Below are 22,875 nucleotides of genomic sequence, written 5' to 3'. Positions count from 1 at the left end.
CCGTCATGGATGCAGTGCTGGACAAGGCCGTCGACCTGGCCCGCGCGAGCGCGGTCGAACTCGCGGGCGAGGCTCAGTGGGTAGGTGAGCACCTCGGTGCCCACACCGAGGAAGACCGCCTCGTCACCCACCTCTTCGGCTGCTCCCTTCCCGGATACCGAGGTTGGGTGTGGTCGGTGACGCTGTCCCGCGCCCCGCGGCTGCGCAACGCGCTCGTGTGCGAGGCCAACCTCGTCGCAGCGGACGATGCCCTGCTGTCGCCCTCGTGGGTTCCGTGGGCCGAGCGGGTCGAGCCGGGCGACATCAAGCCCGGCATGGCTGTCCCGCGCTTCGACCCTGACCCGCGTCTGACGCCCGGGTACACCGTCACCGGCGACGACGAGGCCGATGAGGTCGCCATCTGGGAGTTCGGGCTGGGGCGCGAGCGTGTGCTCGGACCCGTGGGACGCGACGAGGCCGCCGAGCGCTGGATGGCTCGCACGCAGGAGGCGGGCGCCGCCGTCCACGGAGGACCTGGACCCGAGGGCGCCGTGGGTGAGTTCGTCATCCCGCTGTCGGGCTCGCTGCGCCTTCACTTCGGCGTGTGCGCCAACAAGTGGTGCCCCTTCGACGGCACCGTGGTGCCCGTCGATCACACGTGCGGCGGGCAGGCCCCGTCCGCCACAGAGCGCACGAGCTCCCTGTGGCCCGCCAACCACCCTGTTTTCGACACCGAGGCCTTCGTCGAGATGGAGCTCGCCCCCGAGCAGGTCGCGCCTGCCGAGCAGCCCGCGGATGCTGAGCAGCCTGCGGAGGCCGAGCAGCCTGCGGAGGCCGAGCCCGTCGCCGGCGCGACCGACGCATCAGGCGACGAGACTCCCGAGCCAGCCGCGGCATCGGTCGGCGACGCGGTTGCCTCCGCCGAGGTAGGCACCTCGGCTGAGGCTGGCGAGACTGCGAAGGCCGACTAGCGCCCAAAGGCGCGCACGGCCCTCGCCGCGTCAGCGGTAGTTAGCGGTGGTGTACCAGGTAGTGCCGTCTGACGTTTTGGCGGTTCCCGCGCCCATCTGCGTGTACGCGGGATTCATCAGGTTGAGGCAGTGACCGTTGGAGTACATCCAGCCGGAATGGGCTCGCGAGACCGCCGAGCCCTCGCCCATGCCGCCGCTCGCGTGGCTGACCGCGACGTTTTCGGCGCCGGGCCGGTTCGGATTGTGGGCGAGCGCGTCCATCGGAGCTGAGGTACCGCTGTCCTTCTGCGCCATCGATGTCGACCACGACGTCGCGGCCGAGGCAAGCGATCCGTTCCAACTGAGGGGAGCAATGCCCAGGCGGGCGCGTTCCTTGTTCGCGGCCGCCATCAGCCCCTTCGCACCACCCGAGGCGGCTGCAGGGCTCTGGGGCGAACTGCAGTACTGCTGAAATGTCTTGCCGCTCCCGGACGACGAAGTCTTCTGTGCCGCCTCTGTCGACTGCGACGACTTCTGCGGTGACGAGGGCTTCTTGGTGGTGGCCTTCTTGGTCGTCGCCTCGTTGCCCGCACGCGCCTTCTTGTCCGGCGTGGCCGTTGCGGCCTTCGTCGTCTGCTGGGCAGTAACGGTGACCGCCGGCTTCGTCTCGACGGGCTCGGGGACCGTGACCTTGATGGCCTGCACGGAAGCAGCGAGGTCCACATCCTTGAGACTGCCAGGGGCGACAAGCGCGCTGGTGATGTCGGGCGCCGGCGTGCCGTCGAGGTGGTCCGTCTTGGAGACCACGACCGGGCCGGGCTGCTCGCCCGGGAGCCACGTGGCTGCCGCGACACCGGCGGTGCCGGCCACGGCCAGGGGAATCATGCCGAGCAGGACGATCGCTGCTGCGCTGCGACGGGGTCGCGTCGGGGCGAGGACGTCCTGCGTTTCGGTCATGTCAGAGATCTCTCCAGAATCCAGTCGATCGAGGCGGTGAGCGCGGAGACGTCGTCGGGATCGACGGACGGGAACATCCCGACCCTGATCTGATTGCGTCCGAGCTTGCGGTAGGGGTCAATGTCGACGACTCCCGCACCACGAAGAATCGACCGCAACTGGGTCGAGTCCACCGGCGGGAGCAGGTCGACGGTAGCCACGACGTGTGAGCGGTATGAAGGGTCTGTGACAAAAGTCACGGTGTATGGAGACTCGTCCGCCCATGTGTAAAGGCGGCGTGATGACTCTGCTGTACGCGCCGTCACAAAGTCGAGACCGCCGTTCCCATTCATCCACGCGAGTTGTTCGCGCATCATGATGAGGGGCGTCAGGGCCGGCGTGTTGAGCGTCTGGTCGAGGCGGCTGTTGTCCAGGGCGTTCTTCAGCGCGAGTGTCTCCGGAATGTAGCGACCTGAGGCGGCGATGCGCTCGATTCGCTCGATCGCTGCGGGCGAGACGAGGGCAAACCACAAGCCGCCATCGGACCCAAAGCTCTTCTGCGGCGCGAAGTAATAGACGTCGGCCTGGGTGGGGTCGAGGCGGAGACCGCCGGCAGCGGAGGTGCCGTCGATCACCGTCAACGCGTCGCCGATGCCTTCGGGACGCGCGACCGGGGCCATCGCGCCGGTGGACGTCTCGTTGTGCGGCCACGCGTAGACGTCGATTCCGTCGCGCGCCACAGGTAGCGCGACGTCGCCGGGAGACGCCTCGACCACGTCAGAGGCCTCGAGGTGCGGTGCCGTCGTGGTGGCCTTGGCGAACTTGGATCCGAACTCGCCGAAAGAGCAGTGTTGTGCACGGCGCTCCACGAGGGAGAACGTGGCGGCATCCCAGAAGGACGTCGAGCCACCGTTGCCAAGGAGCACTTCGTAGCCGTCGGGAAGCGAGTAGAGCTGGGCGAGCCCCTCACGCACGTCGCGTACGAGCGCACGCACCGGGGCCTGGCGGTGAGACGTCCCGAGCAGGTCCGGCTGCGCCGCGACAATCGCCTGTACCTGGGCGTCACGCACCCGCGAGGGGCCCGAACCGAAGCGGCCATCGCGCGGGAGCAGATCGGCGGGGAGGGTGAGTTCGCTCGACATGGCGCCAGCGTAGTGTGCGCACGGGGTGGCAGACTGTCGCGCGTGCAGCGACTCAGCCCGACCCTCCGCCACTACGACTGGGGTACGACTGACGACATTCCGCGGTTGCTGGGGTTCGAGCCGGACGGTTCTCCGTATGCGGAGGCGTGGTGGGGTGCGCATGATTCGGCGCCGTCGTGGCTGTCGGACCCGTCGGGAAACGCCGCTCTCGATGAGCTCATCGCGCGCAGCCCGATCGATTTTTTGGGGCCGGATGCGGCCCGTCGGTGGGGCGCACGGCTCCCCTTCTTGCTGAAGATTCTCGCGATCGCCAAGCCGCTGTCGATCCAGGTGCACCCCACGCTGCGCCAGGCACAGGAAGGTTTCGCCCGTGAACAACGGGGCACGGGAGGCAACGTCCACGCATTCCTCGACCCCTTCCACAAGCCGGAAATGGTGGTCGCCATCTCGCCCATGCGCGTCCTCGTCGGTGTACGAGACCTTGCCAATACCGCGCAGGACCTGCATGCATTGGATACCCCACGGGCGCATGCGCTCGCCGACGACCTTGAACGCGCGGACGATGCCGCGAGCTTCCTCGCCGATGTCCTCTCGGCTGGCGTTGACGACGAGACCTTTTCTTCACTGCGCCGCATGGGCGCCGAGGCCGAGCCATCGAGTGCCTTGCGTGCGGCTGCCGACGCCCTCGCGGCGTTCCCGGGAGACCCGGGAGCGATCGTGGCACTTGCTCTCAACGTCGTCGAGTTGGAGCCGGGGGAGGCAGTCTTCACGGGGGCAGGCATCCTGCACTCCTATCAGTCCGGTGTGGGACTCGAGATCATGTCGAACTCGGACAATGTGGTGCGCGGCGGGTTGACCTCGAAGCACGTCGACGTCAGCTTGCTTCTGTCCCTCGCCGACACGCGACCCGCGCCGCCGGTGCGCCCGCTGGAGGTCATCGCGGGGCACGCCCGCCACCTCACTGTCCCCGCCGATGAGTTCGCCCTCACGTTGGTGAGGAAGGGGGAGGCCGTGGTGGAGAGCGGCCCGCGCATCGTCCTGTGCCACGAGGGAGAGGCGACGGTCACCGCGCATGGCACGACGAAGTCCCTGACTCGCGGGCAGGCCGTCTTCGTGCGCGCGTCGCTGGGAGAGGTGACGATCGGCACGAGCGGCCTGGTGGTGGTGGCGCGTGCTCCTTCGTTGCACGAGGGGGACGTCATCGCCGACCGCTAGTGTTCGGGTATGGCTGAGCGTGTTTCTGTCCTTGGCACCGGTTATCTGGGCGCGACGCATGCCGCGGGGATGGCCGAGCTCGGCCACGAGGTGATCGGCGTCGACATCGACCCCGACAAAGTCGCGCGTCTGTCAGCGGGCGAGGCTCCGTTCTTTGAGCCTGGGCTGCCGGAACTCCTGCGCAAGCATCTCGATTCGGGGCGGCTGCGGTTCACGACCGAGGTGGCCGAGGCCGCCGACTTTGCCGACGTGCACTTCATCGGTGTCGGGACCCCGCAGCGCAAGGGTGAATACGCGGCCGACTTGACCTTCGTCGACGGCGTGATCGAGACGCTCGCCCCACTGTTGACCCGTCCTGCCACGATCCTCGGCAAGTCGACGGTTCCGGTGGGCACCGCTGCTCGTTTGGCCGCGCGGGTGCGCGAACTCGCCCCGGTAGGTGACGAGGCGCAGCTGGGCTGGAATCCCGAGTTTCTGCGCGAGGGCTTCGCGGTCGAGGACACGCTGCGTCCCGACCGCATCGTGGTGGGTGTGGACACTGCCGGTCCCGGTGCAGTCGAGGACGTCGCGCGCCGCGTGTACGCCGACGCGATTGGTCGGGACACCCCGTTCCTCGTGACGGACCTGGCGACTTCGGAGCTGATCAAGGTGTCGGCCAACGCATTCCTCGCGACCAAGATTTCCTTCATCAACGCGATCGCGGAGGTGTGTGAGGCAACCGGTGCAGACGTGGTGGACTTGGCCGATGCGATCGGCCACGACGCCCGTATTGGTCGTAAGTTCTTGGGGGCGGGCCTGGGCTTCGGCGGCGGCTGCCTCCCGAAGGACATTCGCGCATTCATGGCTCGCGCGGGGGAGCTCGGTGTGGATCAGGCGCTGACCTTTCTGCGCGAGGTCGACAATGTCAACATGCGTCGCCGCGACCAAGCGGTGGGCATGGCAGAGGACATGGTGGGAGTTCTGCCCGGCGCTCGGATCGCGGTGCTGGGCGCGGCGTTTAAGCCCGATAGCGACGATATCCGTGACTCGCCCGCGCTCGATGTGGCCGGCAAGCTGCACCTGCACGGCGCACTCGTCACCGTGCACGATCCCGAGGCGAACGCCAACGCCTCCAAGGTGTGGCCCACGCTGACGTACGTCGACGACGCTATCTCCGCGTGCCAGGGCGCCGACCTCGTCGTCGTTGCGACGGAGTGGAAGCAATTCCGAGAACTCGACCCCGTGGCCCTCAAGGGCATCGTCGCGCACGCGCGCGTGATCGATGGGCGCAACTGCCTCCCTGTACAGGACTGGATCGACGCCGGCTGGCACTACCGCGGCGTGGGAAGGTACGCGTCATGAGCGATTTGATCGACACCACGGAGATGTACCTCCGTACCATCTGGGAACTCATCGAGGATGGCGTGGTGCCGATGCGCGCGCGGATCGCGGAGCAGCTGGAGCACTCCGGCCCCACGGTTTCGCAGACGATCGCCCGGATGGAGCGCGACGGGCTGGTCGTGGTCAACCCCGACCGCACTCTGCAGCTGACGGAGGCGGGTGAGCGGACAGCGATGCGAGTGATGCGCAAGCACCGCCTCGCCGAGCGTCTCCTGGTGGACGTCATCGGGCTCGACCTTCCCTACGTTCATGAGGAGGCGTGCCGCTGGGAACACGTCATGAGCGACCGCGTGGAGCGGCGCCTCGTGACGATGCTCGGCGAGCCACGCACATCGCCGTACGGCAACCCCATTCCCGGCCTCGACGAGCTAGGCCTTGGGACGGCCGAGGAGGCCGCCTCCGGCCCCCAGATGTCCCTCGATCAGGCTGTCGCGCAAGGAATTTCTCAGGTGGTCGTGACCCGCATCGGGGAGAACCCCCAGGCGGCCGTCGGTTTTCTCGAGGATGTGCTGACGGTCGGGGTCGTACCTGGGGAGACGGTCTGTATCAACGCTGCCGACGGCGGCGTCAGGGTGGTCGCGGAGTCCGGCGAGATCACCATCGTGCCGGAGGCCGCGAGGCACGTCTTCTGCATCCCGGACTTGGGTTTTCATCACGATTAGGTAACATGGTCGCTTATTGACGAGAGAGGACACGACCTCGTCGGGCACCTGAGATGGCTCCAGAGACCCCCCTCTGGGACAGGTGCGCCGGGAACATCGACGCGCAGATGGCTGCGCGGAAGGAACGCAAGGACTTTGAGGTACGGATACATGCGCGCCAGGACGCGTGCGGTGGCGGCTACGGCCGGTGCAGCGCTCGTCGTGGTGCCCCTCACGGGAGCCGCCGCGGCCGCTCTCGTCTCCCAGGACGTGACTGCGGACACCGGTACGAGCGAGCTGGCCCTTGAGGCCGACGCCGCATCGGCTGACCTCGGCTCCGTCTCCGCATCGGTGACCGCCTCCGACAAGCTCGACTACGACGTCGAGACGCCGGACATCGACGTCTCCGAGGACCCCGAGCCGGTCATCACCCCCGAGCCTGTGCAGACGCAGTCGTCGAACTCGTCGACCACGTCTGGGAACTCGGCGTCCGAGTCGAGCGACAGCGCGTCGTCCGGATCGTCGGCGACCGCTTCGCGACCTGTGTCGAACTCGGCGTCGGTGTCCGCTGCGATCTCTGGCTCCGCCGTGATTGCCGAGGCGTCGAAGTACGTCGGCACCCCGTACGTGAGCGGCGGCAAGTCGCCGGGCGGCTTCGACTGCTCGGGCTTCGTCTCGTACGTGTACGGCCAGCTCGGTATCTCGCTGCCGTCGTCCTCGGGCGCCTATTACGGCGTCGGCACCCGCGTGTCGACCCCGCAGCCCGGCGACATCATCGTGACCCCGGGCCACGTCGGCATCTACGCGGGTCCCAACCTGCAGATCGACGCGCCGCGCCCGGGCAAGACCATCCAGTTCCGCCCGATCTGGCAGTCGAACCCCACGTACGTCCGCGTCACCTGACCCGGAACACCACTGTCACGACGGCCGCCGCCCCCTCGGGGACGACGGCCGTCGTCGTCTGCCCGGGCGGGGCACCGTAGGCTGGGTGGATGCAGACGAACTGGGTGCCGCGGCTCGGCCGCGAGGTTTCCGTCATCGGCCAGGGCTGCTGGCAGCTGGGCGCGGACTGGGCGGACGTCGAGGACGACACCGCGCAGGACATCCTGAACGCGGCCGCCGACGCCGGTGTCACCTTCTTCGACACCGCCGACGTCTACGGCGACGGCCGCTCCGAGCGCGCGGTGGGTCGGTTCATCGCCGAGCGCGGTGACGCCGCCATCACCGTGGCGACCAAGATGGGCCGCCGCGCCAACCCCCACGTCGCGGGCGAGTACACGCTCGACAACTACCGTCACTGGACCGACCGCTCGCGCGAGAACCTCGGCGTCGACACCCTCGACCTGGTGCAGCTGCACTGCCCGCCCAGCGAGGTTCTCGACGATCCGCGCACGTACGACGACCTGCGCACCCTCCAGGAGGAGGGGCGGGTGGCGCGCTGGGGCGTGTCGGTCGAGACCTGTGATGAGGCACTTGCCGCGCTACGCGAGCCGGACCTCGCCTCGATCCAGATCATCCTCAATATCTTCCGCCGCAAGCCGCTCGAGCACGTCGTGACCGAGGCGCGCGAGGCAGGGGTGGGGATCATCGCCCGCGTGCCTCTCGCCTCCGGCCTACTGTCGGGCAAGTACGACGAGCACACCACGTTCGGCGAGGGTGACCACCGCAATTTCAACCGCGAGGGCAAGGCCTTCGACATTGGCGAGACCTTCTCCGGCGTGCCCTACGAGGTCGGCGTGAGGGCCGCGCGCGACGTTGCCGCGCTCACCCCCGAGGGTTGGACCACCGCGCAGCTCGCGCTCGCGTGGATCGCCCAGGCCGGCGTGGCGACCATCATCCCCGGCGCCTCCCGCCCCGATCAGGCACGGGCCAACGCCGCGGCCGGGAGCCTCGAGGGCCTCGACGAGGAAACCCTCGCCGCCCTCGCGCGGATCTATCACGACCAGATCCGCGAGCATGTCCACACGAAGTGGTGACCGGGGTGTGGGCCGTGGCCGCGGCTCACACCGGGTACCCTCATAGGTGCCCCACGCGCCTGTAGCTCAGGGGATAGAGCACCGCTCTCCTAAAGCGGGTGTCGGCAGTTCGAATCTGCCCAGGCGCACTGTTCAGGTGGTGCGCTATGCGCGCGCCAGCCCCGCGCGGTGACGCGCCGTTCCCTCGGACTGCCGCCCGAGTGTCCCTCCCGCCGCCACCGCTCCTTCGACGTAGGAACGTCAGTCCTCATGTCGTCGCGCCCGAGCCCCCTTGTAGGAACGCGAGTCCTCACCGTCGAGGGGTGCCGCGCGGCGATGAGTTCTCACGTTCCTACAACGGGCCCGATGCTGGCCGCATGAGTACTGGCGTTCCTACGCAGGGTCTGAGCCGGGCGCGTCGACGCCGGACTGGGACCGGTGACAGCCGGCCGCACGGCCGGTTTGACGAAAGGGTGCGCGAGGCTCACAATCTCTCCAACGGTGCACGTCGGCTGAACAAGCGGGCGTGCACTGTCTGGCGTTCGGGGGCCCGCCGCAAGCGGATGCAGGCCCGCTCGCGGCGTGGGAATCACAGGAGCCTGAGCCGCGAGCGGATACCGTAGGGGAGTGGTGGACTACATCGGCCGAGCACTCGTCGCGGACGCCCTTCAGGAGTGGCGAGAGCAGCTCCAGACGCAGGCGACCGTGTCGCCCCTGCGCGACCTCGTCTCGACCAGTGCGAACGTCATCGACCTGCGGCACTCGCACCCCTCGGGGCTTGCTCAGCTCTTCGCCGGACGCGCCACCGCGCTCACGTCGCTGCTGCGCGACGAGGCCACCCAGGACACCGTGTTGCACCGCGGCCGCGTCATCCTCGAGGAGGCCGAGCGGGTTAAGGCAGCCACCGGTGCCTGGACCGCCGCGATCGCGATCGGCACCCTCGCATGGCGCGAGGCGGAGCATGACGTCGAGATGCCGCTGCTGCTGCGCGCCGTCGAGCTCGAGCGGTACCGGGAGCGCGACCTTCACTTGACGCTGCGCGATGAGAACTGGGTCAACCCCATCGTGGTCGCGATGCTCCGCGAGCGCGCCGCCCGCAACGGCGACGAGCAGCCTCCTCACCTTCCCGCGGTCACCCCCGGCCGCGACTTCGATCCGCGCCCCCTGTGGGACGCCGTGCGCGAGCGCACCGACCTGCTGGGCGAGTCCGTGACGGTGCGCGACCGCCTCGTGCTGGGCGCCTACGACGACCCCGAGCAGCGTCTGCTGGACGACCTCGACGACCTCGACACGGTGCTGCCGGCCTCGTCGATCATCGCCGCCGCCGCGGGGGACCGCGACGCCGTCGCGGCGCTGTCGGAGCCGCTTCCCGCCTTCCCCAAGGGCGACCGCGACCCCTTCGCCGAGCGCGGCGCGGGCGACCTCGACGACATGCAGTTTGCCGCCCTCGACCTCATCGCGACGGGCCGCGACGTCTTCCTCCAGACCCCGCCGGGGGCCGATGCGGTGGGCACCGCGGCAGCGATCGGCGCCGATGGAGCGGCCTCGGGACGCACGGTCATGGTCGTGGGCGGCGAGGACGCCTCGCTGCGCGCCGTGGCGCGCCGCCTGGGTGCGATCGGCGCCGGCGACCTGGTGATCGACGGCACCGTCCAGACGTGGAACATTGGCGCGCGCACGCGCCTTCTCGAGGCCATCACCATGGGCACGCCGCATGTCGACGATGCCGCGATGCGCCGCGCGGGCGAGGACCTGCTGCGCGCCCGCGCCGGCCTGCACCGCCGCTTCGACGCCCTGCACCGCTCGCACCGACCGTGGGGAGTGAGCGCGTTCGAGGCCGTCCAGGCCATCGTCCGCGTGACCACGGCGACGCCGGCTCCGGAGACGACCGCACGCTTGGGGGCCGATGCCGCCGCCACTGTCGCCGAGCACGGCTTCGCGTCCGTGGCCGCCGCGCTCGCGCGCGCACTCGCCCCCGAGGACGCTTCCATGCAGGACGACATCGCGACGGCCGCCGCGACCTCGGGCGCCCTCGACCTGTCGGGCATCGACCCGTGGTGGACGGGCCATGCCGAGGCCGAGCAGGCGCCGCGGCTCGACGAGGCGCTGTCCGCGTTCCTTGGACGGTCGCTTCCCAAGATGCGCTCCGAGGCGGCCATCGCCGCCCACGAGACCGGGGTCGACGAGGCGGAGTCGTTCTCGCAGTGGACCCAGCAGGTCGACATGTTCGCCGACCTGCGCGAGATCCTCGAGATCTTCTCTCCCGCCGTGTTCCACCGCTCACTCAACGACCTGGTGGCGGCGACGGCCCCGCACGGCTCGTCGCGATATGTCGACCTTCCCCGCCGCGACCGCCGCGCCCTCGTGCGTCGCGCCGTCGAGCTGCTGCGCCCCGGGCGCGGCAAGGAGCGCCTGCACGAGGACCTGGTGCGCGCGCACGACCTCGCGGTGACGTGGCGCTCGCACTGCTCCGCCGGCGGCTGGCCCGTGGTCCCCGACGACTACGACGTGTTCGTGGAGCGCGTGGGTCGCGCCCGCGCCGAGTGGGACGTGATCGATGACACGGTCGCCTCCGTCACCGGGGTCGACGACCTTCCCGAGCAGCCGTGGGACGACATGATCGAGCGCCTCGACCGCCTTGCGCTCGGCGTGCCGGGTTCGCTCGAGTCCTCCGAGGTGGCGGACGTCGACATCGACGTGGAGACCGGCGGCTTCGAGGCGCTCGTCGCGGACCTGCGCGAGCGTGGCGCCGGCCCCGAGCAGATCCGGCGCGACCTCGAGTTCGCGTGGTGGGCAGCGGCCTTCGACGCGATCGTCACGGCCGACCCGAGCCTCACCGAGTTCGGCGCCCTGGGGGCCGCCATGGAGGAGTTCAGGACGCGGGACGATGCGTTCGCCGGCGCCCGCGTGGGACCCCTCATGCGCGCCGCGGCGGAGCGCCGCCGCAGCGCCATCGCGCGCCACCCCGACCTCGCGCGCGACCTGTTCTCTGCGCTGGTGGAGGGCGTCGACGCCTCGTTCAAGGAGCTGTGGCGCGACTTCGCCCCGCTCGTCACGAGCCTCAGGCCCGTCATCCTCGCCAAGGCCGAGCAGGTCTCGCGCCTGGCGCCCGCCTCGCGCTGCGTGGACCTCGCGGTCATCGTGGGAGGCGAGTCGCTCGCTCTCGCCGAGCTGGTGCCTGCCCTCGCGCGCGCCAAGCAGGTGGTCGTCGTGGGAGACGCCCATTCGGCGACCCGCTCCGCCGTCGCCGCGATGGCGGCCATGCTCCCGCGCGTCACCATGCACGCCGCACCGCAGCCGCGCGACCCGCGTGTGAGCGCGCTGCTCGCCGAGGTCGCCTACGGCAGGGCCCTCCCGACCCAGCCCGCCGCGCGCGGACAGGGGCGCCTCACGGTCTCCGTCCTCGACGCCACCGGCACCCCCGTCGCGGGCACCGCGACTGTCGAGTCCACTCCCGCCGAGGTGCAGGCCGTCGTGGACCACGTGGCCCGCGCCTTCGACTCCGTTCCTCGCACCGACCTCCTGGTGGCGGCCGGCAACGAGCTCCACGCCGCGCGCGTCCGAGACGCCCTCACCGAGCGCGACGAGCGCCTGGCCGAGGTCGACGTCGAGGTGCTCGGCGAGGGAGGCGGCCACCACGTTCACGAGGTGGTGCTGTCGCTCGGCTATGCGCCCGACGCCACCGGCAGCGTCCCTGACCACCTTGGCGCGCTGTCCCAGCCCTGGGGCCGCGAGGCCCTGGTCCAGGCGCTGACGTCTGCCAGCCACGATGTGACAGTGGTGAGCGCGCTCGGCTTCGGCGCCCTCGAGGGCATCGGCGGCGAGGACGCGGCGGGGGTCGAGGACCTCCGCGAGCTGCTGCGCGCCGCCCAGAACGCCCCCGTGGCCCCCGAGCGGCCCGAGCCCGCACCCTCCGACTGGCTGCTGGCCGACGTCGCGCAGCGCCTGCGCCGCGACGGCTACGCCGTCCACGTGCGCTACGGCACCGGCGCCGACGCCATCCCCATGGTGGTCGGCGGCCGTCACGACCGCGACTACACGGTCGCCGTGGTGACCGACGAGGCCACCGCCGCGGGTTCGGTGTCGCTGCGCGACCGCATCCGGCGTCAGCGCACCGGGCTCGAGCGCCTCGGCTGGCGCGTGGTGCCGCTGTGGACGCTCGACGTCTTCATGGACCCCGATGCCGCGGCCGCGCAGGTGCTCGCCGCGCTTCCCGAGAACGCGACCGAGCCCGAGTCGGTCCAGGAGTCGCTCGACCTCGGCCTTCCCGAGCCGGAGCAGGGCCTGCCCCTGCCCGACCTCACCGAGCCCGAGCCGGAGGCGCCGGCCGAGCCGGAGCCGCTGACGATAGGCCTGTCGACCCTCGCGGTGGCCGATGCGGTGGCCACGTCCGTGGCGCCGCCCGTCGCTGACGCGACGACCACCGAGGAGGACGACGTGGAAGACGATTCCCAGGTGGACGAGCCTCAGCACGAGGAGCCTCAGGACAAGACGCACCAGGATGAGGCGACTGCCGAGGACGAGCCGGCCGAGGCATCGGCCCTGCGCCCGGCGACGCCGGGCACCGCGACTCCCGCCTCACAGGGACGCGGCGCCGACCGGCCGCTGATCCCCACCAAGGCGTGGGAGGACTCCGACGAGGCGTGGGGCGGCCGCGAGGGTCGCACGCGCGACGAGGAGATCCTGAGGGAGAAGCCCCCGCACTGGTGAGCGGGGGCGGGGCGTCAGGCGGAGGCGCCCTTCTTGGAGCCCTCACGCGAGTCGTTGCGGTAGAAGCCCGAGCCCTTGAAGGTCACGCCGACGTTGCCGAACACGCGTCGCAGCGCACCGCCGCATTCGGGGCAGGTCTCGAGGGCGGCGTCGTGGATCGACTGCACCGTGTCGAAGCGGTGGGCGCACTCGCGGCAGGCATACGTGTACGTGGGCATGGTGCGTATTCTACGCGGGCACGGGCGTGACGCCCTCAGGGGTCACCACCATCGTCACGGGCAGGTCGTGATCCTCGCGCGGCAGGAGCGATTCGCCGGGCCCGTGGAACTCGGCGGTGAACGTCAGCGCGATCACGGGCGCCTCTGGCCGAGCGAGCTCGAGCGCCCTGTCGTACCAGCCGCCGCCCTGGCCCAGGCGGGTGCCCAGGGCATCGGCCGCGAGGGCCGGAACCACGACGACGTCCGCGTCGGCGAGCGCCTCGGAGGGGAGGAACTCTCCCGACGGCTCCGGCGGACGGCCGGGGGCGCGCTCGATGAGGTCGTCGGCCCCGTGATACGTGGACCAGCCGCGCTGCAGCCCGTCGCCGAGGCGGGGGATGAGGACTGTCACGCCGCGGACATGCAGCGCGGAGATCAGGGGGAGGGTGCCGGGCTCGTGGGGCCGGGACGCGTAGATCGAGACGCAGGAGGCCTGGGCCACGGCCGGGATGTCGAGCACGAGGTCTCGCAACTTCTCGGCGAGCTCCGCGTTGCGCCGCTCGGAGCGGTGCAGGCGGTCCTTGCGAATCGAGGCCCTCAGCTGGGCCTTGGCGTCTTCCGGGGCGGGCGCACGGGTGCCGTGGGCCGACTGCGGTGTCATGACCACCATCATGCCAGGCCCGTGTGACACCGACGTGTCGTGTCCCTCACATGGGCGCGATTGTTGCGAGCCGCGCGTGCGGGCCACGACAATGGCCCGCATGACGACGCGGAGCCTGGCCGACCATCACGCTGCAGTGGCCCAGGCCCTGGTCCCCAACCCGGCCATGGACGTGCTCATCGCCGATGCAGTGGGCGGCACCCTCGCCCAGGACATCGTCGCGCGCCACGACGTCCCCGTCCATCCTGTCGCCTCGTGCGACGGGTACGCGGTGGCGGCGGCCGATGTCGCCTCCGCGCGCGTGGGAGCGCCCGCCGTCGTCCCGGTCTCCCACGACATCGACTTCTCCGCGCGCTCGCCGCGCACCCACATCCCCGGCACTGCAGCACGCATCCCTTCGGGGGCCGCGATCCCGCGCGGGGCCGATGCTGTGGTCGCCCTCGCGGCCACGGACGGCGGCATGGCGAGGGTCGCGATCGAGGCGCCCGTGGCTCCCGGTGAGGGGGTCACGGCCGCGGGTTCCGAGGTGGCCGCGGGCACACTCCTGGCGTCCGCGGGGTCGCGGCTGGGACCGCGCCAGGTCGCGGCGGCCGCCGCCCTCGGGATGCCGCGCCTGCGGGTGCACCCCGTGCCGCGCGTGGTGGTGCTCGCGGTGGGCGACGAGATCATCGACCCCGGTGCTCGCCAGCGAGGCTCCGAGGTGCCCGACGCGAACAGCCACCTGCTGGCCGGCATGATCCGCCGCGCGGGCGCCCAGGCCTTCAGGGTGGGGCCGGTGCCGGACGAGCCGCGCGCGTTGCGGGCCGCCATCGAGGACCAGCTGGTGCGCGCCGACGTGCTCATCACCACGGGCGGCCTGTCCGACGGCCCGCGCGACACCGTCGCCGCGGTCCTCGCACAGCTGGGGTCCATCGAGGTTGTCGACCTCGACCTCGCACCGGGCGGCCGTCAGGGGCTCGGCTCCATCGAGTTCGGCGACCGCCTGCTGCCGGTGGTCGCTCTGCCGGGTCATCCCGGTGCCGCGGCCGTGGGCTTCGAGGCGTGCGTGCGCCCGGCGCTCAGGGCGATGTGCGGGTACACCACCAGGGAGCGAGACACCGTGGTCGCCCGTGCCGGCGCCTCGTGGTCCGTTCCGGCCGGCGTGGTGCGGCCCACCCCGGTCACGCTTGAGGACGTCGACGGCGTCCCGGTGGCGACCCCGCTGCCCTCGGGGAGGCTGGGCATCACGGATCTCGCGCACGCCGATGCCCTGGTGTGGTGCGGAACGCAGGGGCTCGACATCGCCGAGGGCGATCCCGTGCGCTGCTCCTACTGGGGCTGACGGTGGGCGGCGTCGAGCTCTCCGGTCACGGCGTCACGCTGCGCCCGCTGCGGCGCGCCGACGAGGCCGAGTGGCTCGCGGTGCGCGCCCGCAATCGCGACTGGCTGCGTCCGTGGGAGGCGACGCTTCCGCCCGGGCGGCGGGAGCCGTCGCTGACGTACGCAGGACTCGTGCGGCGCGAGCGTAAGCAGTGGCGGGAGGCATCGGCCCAGCCGTATGTCGTGACCGTCGAGGGGCGCATCGTGGGCAGGGTGGCGGTCGCCGGCATCCGCTGGGGTGCCGAGTGCGGTGCGTCGATCGGCTACTGGGTGGACAGGGAGTATGCGGGCCGGGGGATCACGCCGGCGGCGGTGGCGCTCGCGTCCGAGCACGCCTTCGCCTCCGGCCTTCACCGGCTCGAGATCGCCGTGCGGCCGGAGAACGCGTCGTCGGTGCGCGTGGCCCAGAAGCTGGGGTTCGTCGACGAGGGGCTGAGGCGCTCGTACCTCTTCATCGACGGGGCCTGGCGGGACCACCGGGTGTTCGCGCGCACTCAAGGCATGCCCCGCGTCGGCCGATATTGGTCGGTGGAGGACTGACACGCCGCGCGCCATGCGCGGCTGATGCGCGTTGGGGCCGTACGGTTCTGAGTCATGGTTCCGGTCGGACTTCTCGCCATCATCGCCCTCGGGCTCGTCGTGGCATACGTCCTTCCCCAGCGCATCAAGGAGCGCTCCGAGTACGCCCTGGTGCGCACCGAGGATCGTTACAGCGCCCAGATGCGTGTGGTGCGCTCGTCGGCCGAGCGCATCGAGCGTGCCGCGAGCCGTCCGTCGACCGATTCCGGTGAGGTGCCGCTGCTGTCCACCGGCGCAAGCCGTGCCGACAAGGCAGCCAGCCGTTCCGTCCGCGCCGAGTCGATGTCGCGCCCGTCGGGTCCGCTTGACCGCGCCGCGACCTTCGCCCAGCGCGAGTCGTTCCACCTGCGTCGTGACCGCCAGCGCATCCTCGCCGAGCGCGCCGCGCAGGCCCGTCGTCGCCTTGTTGTGACCGGCGCGGTGGGTGCCCTCACCGTCGTCGCGTGGGCCGTCGTGGCCGCCACCGCCGCCACCGCGATCCTTGGTGCGATCGCGACCGCCGTGCTGGTGGGCGTGGTCGCCCAGGGCGCCCGCGCCGCCGCCGCCCAGCGTCGCGCCGACGAGCGCGTGCTGCTCGTCGCCCGCGAGGTCGAGGCGGCCGCGACCGCGACGCAGGCGCTGCGTGTGGTCAGTCGTGAGCGTGCCGCCGGCCGTCAGGCCGAGCCCTCCGACGTGGCCACGCAGGCCATCCGCATCGTTACCGCCGAGGACCTGGCGCCGCTGTCGGCGCCCGCCCCGGTTCCCGCCCCCGAGGCGCGCGAGGAGATCGCCGAGCCCGCTCCCGAGGAGTCGGCGGCGTGGAGCCCGCGCGAGATGCCCGCCCCCTCGTACACGCTCAAGCAGACCGTGCGCCAGCGCGAGGCGCGCCCCATCTCGACCGAGGACTACGACGCCGCCCGCGCCCGTGCCGCCCGCTGGGGCGAGGCTCAGGACGACGCCGCCACGCCCGCCGAGGAGGCCGCGCCCGCGACCGGCGCGCTCGACGCGATCCTCGCCCGCCGCCGCCACTCGGCGTAAGCACTCCGGGGGGATGTCGGGTCCCCATTTCGGTCCTCCCGGCTCGCCCCACCGGGATGGGTAGATGTCGCCCACTTTTCGGGCCGGCGGCCTTTCTTTGGGGAGATCCTGGTCCTCCATCAGCGCGGTCCCGCCACTCTGTGACCGTGACCGATGGGCGTCCGTCTGCGTGACAGTGGGCCAGCAGGGGGCACGGGCCGACGGCGGGCGCATTCGCGTTCCTGTTGCGGGCCCCAGGTGACTTAGTTACTGTCCAGTCAGCAATGGACAAAACGCCCGTTGCGTCACCAAGGTCCTCAACGGCGAGGGCCGGAAGGAGTGTCAATGACGACACACAGGACACGGCCCGCGCGCGTGCGGACGGCAGCGCTCGTGACAGCGCTGGGCGTCGCCGCCGCGTCAGCGCTGGCAGCACCGGCCGCCGCGAAGGGCAAGCCGCACCAGGACGAGGCCTCCACGCTGGGAGCCAACGTCACGATCATCGACCCGTCGATGACGACCACCGAGATCGAGTCCATCATGGGCGACCTCGCCGACCAGCAGCGCGATGCGGAGATGACGGAGGCTCGCCACGCGGTCCTGTTCCTGCCGGGTGAGTACGGCTCCGTCGAGGATCCCCTCAACGTCGAGGTGGGCTATTACACCGAGGTCGCCGGTCTGGGGGCACAGCCGGGTGACGTCGACATCACCGGCACCATCGAGGTCTACAACAGGTGCCTGGGCGACGACAGCAACCCCAACTGCATCGCCCTCGTCAACTTCTGGCGCACCATCTCCAATCTCCACCTCACCGTCGAGACGGGCGACCGCGGCTGCCGCACCGGCACCAACTTCTGGGCCGTCTCCCAGGCCGTGTCCATGCGTCGGCTCGACGTGAACGGCCAGGTCAGCCTCATGGACTACTGCACCGCCGGCCCCCAGTACGCGAGCGGAGGCTACATCGCCGACTCCCGCTTCTCCGGCACCGTCATCAACGGCTCGCAGCAGCAGTGGCTGACACGCAACTCCGAGGTGGGCACGTGGTCCAACGCCGTCTGGAACCAGGTGTTCTCCGGCGTCGAGTTCACGGGCGAGGGCGCGGCGCCGGCCGACACCGACTTCCCGTCCACGCCCTACACCGTGCTCGAGGAGACGCCTCTGAGCCGCGAAAAGCCGTACCTGTATGTCGACGCCAAGGGCGGCTACCAGGTGCGGGTTCCCGATGCCGACCGCGACACCTCCGGCACCAGTTGGGGCGACGGCGTCACCGCCGGGCGCTCGATCGCCCTGTCGAAGTTCTACGTAGCGACCCCCGACAGCTCGGTGCGCGACATCAACCTGGCGCTCGCGCGCGGCAAGCACCTGCTGCTCACGCCGGGCGTGTACGACATCGACCGGTCGATCCTCGTGACGCGTCCGAACACCGTGGTGCTCGGCCTAGGCCACGCCACGCTGACCGCCGTCGACGGCGCCACGCCGCTGAAGGTGTCCGATGCTCACGGGATCGTCATCGCGGGCGTCACGATCGACGCGGGCGAGGAACTCTCCGAGACGCTCCTCCAGGTGGGAAGCAAGGTGAGTCTGCGCGACCTCCTGGCCAGCCACCTCCCGCAGCGGTGGGTCGACAAGATCGATCAGTGGCGCGCCAGGTTCGGCGACGACCCCATCACGCTGTCCGACGTGTATTTCCGCGTGGGTGGCCCCCACGTCGGCAAGACCGAGACGGCCCTGGAAATCAACGCGGACAACGTCCTCGTGGACCACACCTGGGTGTGGCGGGCCGATCACGGCGTCGAGGGCTTCACCGAGGGCGTGAACGGCGACACCGACCGATGGGAGACCAACACCGGCACCAACGGCGTGGTCGTCAACGGCGACGCGGTGACCGCGACCGGCCTGTTCGTCGAGCACTTCCAGGAGCACAACACCATCTGGAACGGCGAGGGAGGCACCGTGGTGCTCTACCAAAACGAGCTCCCCTACGACCCGCCCACCCAGGCGGACTGGACAGAGCCCGACGGCACGCTCGGCTGGGCCGGATACAAGGTGGCCGATGACGTGCGCAGCCACTCGCTCTACGGCGGCGGCGTGTACGTGTTCAACCAGAACAACCCGTCCATCGTCACCGAGAACGGCTTCGAGGTTCCCGAGACGCCTGGGGTCACGCTCCACCACATCATGACCGTGAACCTCTCGGCCGGCACCATCAACCACGTGGTGAACGGCGTCGGAGACGCGGTCCCGCCGGCGACCTCGGGCGCCCCCGAGTACCTCGCGGACTACCCCGCTCCGTAGCAACCTGAGGAGGGCCGATGCCGTGGTCGCCATGGCATCGGCCCTCCCTCATGCGTGAGGTGCTCCCCCTACCGCCAGGGAGGCGGGGCGGTTTACACCGCCGCAGTGACCCCCGCCATGAGGCGGTCGAAGACCCGCTCGCGGTCGAAGTGAAGGCCGTGCTCGCGGGCGCGCTCGCGGTGAGCATCGCGTTCGGAGTCAGTCATGCCGAGCACCGCGCGGTCCACGGCGGTCGCGATCGCCGCCGAGTCCTCGACCGGCACCAGGAGCGCGGTGTCGCCCACGGCCTCGGGGATGCCTCCCGTCGCGCAGGTGATGACGGGGCCGCCGCCGGCGAGCATCTCCTCGACCAGCGCGATGCCGAAGGTCTCGGTGAACTCCGGCCGCGGCTTCGACGGCAGCGCGTACGCGGCGCAGCCCGCCATGAGGTGCGGCTTCTCCTCGTCGCCCACGTCGTCGAGGAACACGATGCTCTCCGCGGCGTCGGAGGAGGCGGCGTAGTCGCGCAGCGCGGCGGCGTCGGGCCCGCGGCCCGCGATCACGAGCGTGCGCGAGTGGCGGGACATCGAGGCGGCGTAGCCGTCGATCAGGTCCTCGACGCCCTTCGCCAGGCCCAGTCGCGACAGGAACAGCACGTACGAGCCGCGCGACAGCCCGCGCGCCGCCAGGTGGGCATCGGTGACCGAGACGTCCAGCGCGGTGTAGGCGGACGTGTCGATCGCCGGGTACGAGATCGCGATGCGTGCGGCGCACTGCTCGGCGAACCTCGTCCCGTGTCGCTCGTCGATCTCGGTGGCCGCCTCGACGATGACCTCCTTGGTGTAGCGCGACACGGCCACACAGTGGTCCTGGCTGAGGTAGCTCGACAGCACGTGGGCGGCAGCGCCGAAACGGTCCTCCTCGACACACGCGCGGACGATGTCGGTGACGTCAGAGCCCACGGCCTCCGCGATCGTGGTGACGTTGACGGGAAGCCCGGTCGAGCGGGCGGCGCGCACGGCATCGGCCACCGCGACGGTGTGAGGGGACAGGTACAGCGACAGGCACACCGTGGGGACGCCGTCGGTGAACAGTTCGACGAGGCGGCCCGTGAGCCCGGCGAGGTAGCGGCCGTCGGGGATCTTGTAGCCGCCCACGGGCTCGGGGCGCTCCACGGTGATGCCGGGGGAGTACGGGAGCACCGTGTCCAACGGCTTCAGGGGCAGGCCGGTCTCCTCGAGGCGGTCCAGCGGCCACGTGAGGATGCGCACGTCGTCGAAGCCGCGCGTGAGCGCCACCTCGGCGAGATTCCTTGCCTCGCCCGAATGCCCGCAAATCACGGGATCGGCGCGCACGACGATGACGAGGCGGCGGTCGGGGTGAGCGTTCATGCGGGTACCTCCTGCTCGGGCCCCCACGACGGGGGACGGGCGTCGCGGGCCCAGGCCGACGGCTCGGGACCCAGCGACAGATGGAGACGGCCTCCCTCGTGAAGCACCGAGGCGTCGACCCACGACCCCTCGAGCGCCTCACCGTTGAGGCTGGCCGACTGGATGTACTGCACGGGACCGCCGGGCGTGGGCTCGACGAATCCGGACGTGTCGATGGTGAGGGTGCCCCGCGCCATCGTCACCGTCGAGTAGTGGAACGACGGGGGATGAAGCAGGAAGATCGACTGGCCCGCAACGGGGAAGATCCCGAGCGAGGCCCACACGTACCAGCTCGACAGGCCGCCCGAGTCGTCGTTGCCCGGCAGCCCGCCGCGGCCGGTACCGAACTGCTGGTTGACGACCGCGTGGACCACCTCGGCGGTCCGGTCGGGGCGCCCGGCGTAGTGGTACGCCCACGGCGCCTCCATGTCGGGTTCGTTGTTCAGCCCCTCGAAGCGGCCCAGGCCGTAGCCGGCCGTCATCTCCTCCAGGCCGGGCGCGACGCCCGGCTGGACCACGGCATCGGCCCCGTACCCGAAGAACTCGTCGAGCAGCGCGACGAACGCCTCGTCGCCGCCGGCGAGCGCGATGCGTGTCGCCATGTCGTGCACCAGCCGGAACGAGTAGTTGTGCTTGGTGCCCTCGTAGAACGTGGAGTCGCGCAGCAGGCCCGTGGACTCGTCGAAGGCGTTGAGCCAACGCCCGGACAGGCGCTCGAACTCGGCCGCGAGGGCATCGTCCCCGATCGCCCGGGCAATAAACGCCGTGCACCAGTAGCCGTGGGCGATGTCGAGCGTGTGGCTGATGGGGTGGGCGAGCCCGTGCTGGAGGAAGTCCTCGCCGTAGGTGCGGCGCAGGTCGGCGGCAAGGTGGACCAGCGCCCACTCCCAGTCGATGCCGGGAAGGCCCAGCTTGGCGAGGTCCGCGAGCAGGGTGTGGGCGAGCGCGCTGCCTTGCCGGCCGAACCTGTCCGAGCCGCGCGCCATGCGGTAGCCGATGGGGAGGTTGCCCTCCTGCTCGCAGATGGTGAGCAGGGCGTTGGCGAGCTCGACGGCCTTCTCCGGGGCGAGTGCCGTGAGCAGCGGCAACTGCGTGCGGTAGATGTCCCACATGGTTGAGACGTCGAACACCCAGGGGCCCTTGGTGGGCCAGAACGGGCTCTCGTCGGCGGCGAAGGACGGCTTGATGAGCGAGTGATACAGCGCCGTCGCGAACACCTCGCGCCGCGCCGGGTTGCGGGTGTCGACGTGGATCCGGCTGAGCGCCTCGTCCCACGCGGTGCGGGTGGCCTGGGCCCTGCGCGAGAAGGACGGGCCGCCGGAGGCGCCGTCGCGTTCGAGGTTCTTGCGTGCCTGCTCGACGCCGCGCAGGGAGAAGCCCATGCGGACCTCGACGCTCTGGCCGGCGGTCGTGGGCCCCGCCCACATGAAGCCGAAGGGGCGCAGCGTGGTGGGCCGGATGTGGTCGAACGCGAGCGTGGACCCGCCGGGCATGAGGCGGCGGTCGTACCAGAGCAGTTGACGCCAGCCGTCGACGTCGCACTCGATGTGCACGGACAGGGGAGCGCCCTCGACCACAATCTCGCCCTGCATGATGCCGGGCTCGACCGACTCCAGGTGGGCCCGCAGCGGGACCGTGGAGCCATACGGAATCGCGAGGCCGCCCATCGACATGTCGACCACTACGCGCGCGTCGGGGTGCTCAGGAAACGTGTAGCGGTGCAACGCCGACTTGGGGCCGACGGTGAGTTCCGCGGTGATGCCCGAGTCGAGCCGGGCCCGGTAGCGGCCGGGGGAGGCCTCCTCGTCCTCGAGGTCCCAAGTGCGGCCCAGGGCGTCGAGCGGCTCGAGCATCGGGGTGACGCGCATGTAGTTGTAGTACTTGCGGATGGCGCCGGTGCCGGACTGCTGGAAGTGGGTGAAGCCGCTCGCGACGAGGCGGTTGTGGAGGGGCGCGGGGACGCCCTCGGTGGACAGCTCGTAGAGCCCGTAGCCCGTGGGGTAGGCGCCCGAGTAGGCGCATGCCGACACCATGCCCAGCGGGTGCGCGGCGCCGGGGTGAGTGTTGCCCACCTGCGGCTTGGGCCACCACCAGGTCGCGGCGAGGCCGGACGGCTCCGGCAGGGCCGTCGCGTCCACCCCGATGAACGGGTCCACGTCGTCGAGCATGCGCACCTCGCCTTGGGTCGTGTGGCACCAGCATGGCGTGGCAGAGGCCGCGCCGCTACCGGTGACGGTAGGCGGGCACCATTCCGGCGTCATTGCCGAAGTGTGACGAACGCTTTAACTCTCGACGGGTGAGGTGGGGCCTTCCGTTGCGTGGCGCCTCCCTCCCGTTCCGGCGCAAATGGCCGCATGTGCGGCTCATCGGAGCGCGAGGCGCCGCGAATGGCCGCATTTGCGGCACGGGAGGTGCACGGGGTGGCGGTGGGGGCGGCGGGCGCAGACGACGAAGGCCCGCGCCCGGTCGCC

17 protein-coding genes and 1 tRNA gene are annotated in these 22,875 nt (G+C 70.9%); 12 read left to right on the top strand and 6 right to left on the bottom strand.

What is annotated here, in order from left to right:
* The first annotated feature begins 5 nt into the window (after window positions 1-5).
* A complete protein-coding gene (locus B7K26_RS10170) occupies window positions 6-950 on the top strand; it encodes a DUF3027 domain-containing protein (protein ID WP_084079068.1) in 945 nt (314 codons plus the stop codon).
* Window positions 951-980: 30 nt separating this feature from the next.
* Here the strand turns inward: B7K26_RS10170 and B7K26_RS10165 are convergent, their stop codons facing one another.
* Window positions 981-1,886, bottom strand: a complete 906-nt coding sequence (locus B7K26_RS10165; protein ID WP_084079067.1) for a CAP domain-containing protein — start codon at window positions 1,884-1,886, stop codon at window positions 981-983.
* On the bottom strand, window positions 1,883-3,007 hold the full coding sequence (gene serC, locus B7K26_RS10160; RefSeq protein ID WP_084079066.1) for a phosphoserine transaminase: 1,125 nt from the start codon (window positions 3,005-3,007) through the stop codon (window positions 1,883-1,885). The genes B7K26_RS10165 and serC overlap by 4 nt, the downstream gene beginning before the upstream one ends.
* Window positions 3,008-3,049: 42 nt before the next feature.
* On the opposite strand from serC, the gene manA reads away from it, so the two are divergent.
* The 7 genes from manA to B7K26_RS10125 all read left to right on the top strand — a co-directional run bounded on the left by manA (window position 3,050) and on the right by B7K26_RS10125 (window position 12,908).
* Window positions 3,050-4,222 (top strand): mannose-6-phosphate isomerase, class I, encoded by a 1,173-nt coding sequence (gene manA / locus B7K26_RS10155; protein ID WP_159449666.1) that lies wholly within the window; start codon window positions 3,050-3,052, stop codon window positions 4,220-4,222.
* 9 nt (window positions 4,223-4,231) lie between these two features.
* Window positions 4,232-5,563: a UDP-glucose/GDP-mannose dehydrogenase family protein gene (locus B7K26_RS10150; RefSeq protein ID WP_084079065.1), complete on the top strand. Its 1,332-nt coding sequence runs from the start codon at window positions 4,232-4,234 to the stop codon at window positions 5,561-5,563.
* Window positions 5,560-6,264 carry a metal-dependent transcriptional regulator gene (locus B7K26_RS10145; protein WP_084079064.1) on the top strand — a complete coding sequence of 235 codons (705 nt, stop codon included), beginning with the start codon at window positions 5,560-5,562 and terminating at the stop codon, window positions 6,262-6,264. The genes B7K26_RS10150 and B7K26_RS10145 overlap by 4 nt, the downstream gene beginning before the upstream one ends.
* Window positions 6,265-6,414: 150 nt before the next feature.
* Entirely contained in the window at window positions 6,415-7,146 is a 732-nt protein-coding gene (locus tag B7K26_RS10140) for a C40 family peptidase (protein ID WP_143340637.1), read from the top strand.
* Between the two features lie 89 nt (window positions 7,147-7,235).
* On the top strand, window positions 7,236-8,219 hold the full coding sequence (locus tag B7K26_RS10135) for an aldo/keto reductase (protein ID WP_084079063.1): 984 nt from the start codon (window positions 7,236-7,238) through the stop codon (window positions 8,217-8,219).
* Window positions 8,220-8,274: 55 nt separating this feature from the next.
* Window positions 8,275-8,347, top strand: a tRNA-Arg gene (locus tag B7K26_RS10130).
* A 478-nt stretch (window positions 8,348-8,825) separates the two neighbouring features.
* On the top strand, window positions 8,826-12,908 hold the full coding sequence (locus tag B7K26_RS10125; protein WP_084079062.1) for a DUF4011 domain-containing protein: 4,083 nt from the start codon (window positions 8,826-8,828) through the stop codon (window positions 12,906-12,908).
* Between the two features lie 14 nt (window positions 12,909-12,922).
* Here the strand turns inward: B7K26_RS10125 and B7K26_RS10120 are convergent, their stop codons facing one another.
* On the bottom strand, window positions 12,923-13,126 hold the full coding sequence (locus B7K26_RS10120; RefSeq protein WP_084079061.1) for an FmdB family zinc ribbon protein: 204 nt from the start codon (window positions 13,124-13,126) through the stop codon (window positions 12,923-12,925).
* A 10-nt stretch (window positions 13,127-13,136) separates the two neighbouring features.
* Entirely contained in the window at window positions 13,137-13,766 is a 630-nt protein-coding gene (locus B7K26_RS10115; RefSeq protein WP_084079211.1) for a 5-formyltetrahydrofolate cyclo-ligase, read from the bottom strand.
* Between the two features lie 100 nt (window positions 13,767-13,866).
* Between B7K26_RS10115 and glp the strand changes: the two genes are divergently transcribed.
* The 4 genes from glp to B7K26_RS10095 all read left to right on the top strand — a co-directional run bounded on the left by glp (window position 13,867) and on the right by B7K26_RS10095 (window position 18,995).
* Window positions 13,867-15,087 (top strand): gephyrin-like molybdotransferase Glp, encoded by a 1,221-nt coding sequence (glp, locus tag B7K26_RS10110; RefSeq protein ID WP_159449665.1) that lies wholly within the window; start codon window positions 13,867-13,869, stop codon window positions 15,085-15,087.
* Between the two features lie 2 nt (window positions 15,088-15,089).
* Window positions 15,090-15,665 (top strand): GNAT family N-acetyltransferase, encoded by a 576-nt coding sequence (locus tag B7K26_RS10105; protein WP_143340635.1) that lies wholly within the window; start codon window positions 15,090-15,092, stop codon window positions 15,663-15,665.
* Window positions 15,666-15,719: 54 nt separating this feature from the next.
* Window positions 15,720-16,721, top strand: coding sequence for a hypothetical protein (locus B7K26_RS10100; protein WP_084079059.1), 1,002 nt, complete (start codon window positions 15,720-15,722; stop codon window positions 16,719-16,721).
* A gap of 324 nt (window positions 16,722-17,045) precedes the next feature.
* Window positions 17,046-18,995: a glycosyl hydrolase family 28-related protein gene (locus B7K26_RS10095; RefSeq protein WP_084079058.1), complete on the top strand. Its 1,950-nt coding sequence runs from the start codon at window positions 17,046-17,048 to the stop codon at window positions 18,993-18,995.
* A 92-nt stretch (window positions 18,996-19,087) separates the two neighbouring features.
* Here the strand turns inward: B7K26_RS10095 and B7K26_RS10090 are convergent, their stop codons facing one another.
* Complete coding sequence (locus B7K26_RS10090; RefSeq protein WP_084079057.1) at window positions 19,088-20,365, bottom strand: glycosyltransferase family 4 protein; 1,278 nt, start codon at window positions 20,363-20,365, stop codon at window positions 19,088-19,090.
* Window positions 20,362-22,572 carry a glycoside hydrolase domain-containing protein gene (locus tag B7K26_RS10085; protein ID WP_084079056.1) on the bottom strand — a complete coding sequence of 737 codons (2,211 nt, stop codon included), beginning with the start codon at window positions 22,570-22,572 and terminating at the stop codon, window positions 20,362-20,364. Before B7K26_RS10085 ends, B7K26_RS10090 begins: the two co-directional genes overlap by 4 nt.
* Window positions 22,573-22,875 lie beyond the last annotated feature (303 nt).

The sequence above is a fragment of the Demequina sp. NBRC 110057 genome (assembly GCF_002090175.1).
Classification (GTDB): Bacteria; Actinomycetota; Actinomycetes; order Actinomycetales; family Demequinaceae; genus Demequina.
This window is presented reverse-complemented; position numbering and strand designations above follow the sequence as displayed.

Coding starts and splice junctions, on each gene's coding strand:
- B7K26_RS10170 (WP_084079068.1), top strand. CDS start 6: ATGGATGCAGTGCTGGACAAGGCCGTCGACCTGGCCCGCGCGAGCGCG.
- B7K26_RS10165 (WP_084079067.1), bottom strand. CDS start 1,886: ATGACCGAAACGCAGGACGTCCTCGCCCCGACGCGACCCCGTCGCAGC.
- serC (WP_084079066.1), bottom strand. CDS start 3,007: ATGTCGAGCGAACTCACCCTCCCCGCCGATCTGCTCCCGCGCGATGGC.
- B7K26_RS10150 (WP_084079065.1), top strand. CDS start 4,232: ATGGCTGAGCGTGTTTCTGTCCTTGGCACCGGTTATCTGGGCGCGACG.
- B7K26_RS10145 (WP_084079064.1), top strand. CDS start 5,560: ATGAGCGATTTGATCGACACCACGGAGATGTACCTCCGTACCATCTGG.
- B7K26_RS10140 (WP_143340637.1), top strand. CDS start 6,415: ATGCGCGCCAGGACGCGTGCGGTGGCGGCTACGGCCGGTGCAGCGCTC.
- B7K26_RS10135 (WP_084079063.1), top strand. CDS start 7,236: ATGCAGACGAACTGGGTGCCGCGGCTCGGCCGCGAGGTTTCCGTCATC.
- B7K26_RS10120 (WP_084079061.1), bottom strand. CDS start 13,126: ATGCCCACGTACACGTATGCCTGCCGCGAGTGCGCCCACCGCTTCGAC.
- B7K26_RS10115 (WP_084079211.1), bottom strand. CDS start 13,766: ATGACACCGCAGTCGGCCCACGGCACCCGTGCGCCCGCCCCGGAAGAC.
- glp (WP_159449665.1), top strand. CDS start 13,867: ATGACGACGCGGAGCCTGGCCGACCATCACGCTGCAGTGGCCCAGGCC.
- B7K26_RS10100 (WP_084079059.1), top strand. CDS start 15,720: ATGGTTCCGGTCGGACTTCTCGCCATCATCGCCCTCGGGCTCGTCGTG.
- B7K26_RS10095 (WP_084079058.1), top strand. CDS start 17,046: ATGACGACACACAGGACACGGCCCGCGCGCGTGCGGACGGCAGCGCTC.
- B7K26_RS10090 (WP_084079057.1), bottom strand. CDS start 20,365: ATGAACGCTCACCCCGACCGCCGCCTCGTCATCGTCGTGCGCGCCGAT.
- B7K26_RS10085 (WP_084079056.1), bottom strand. CDS start 22,572: ATGCTCGACGACGTGGACCCGTTCATCGGGGTGGACGCGACGGCCCTG.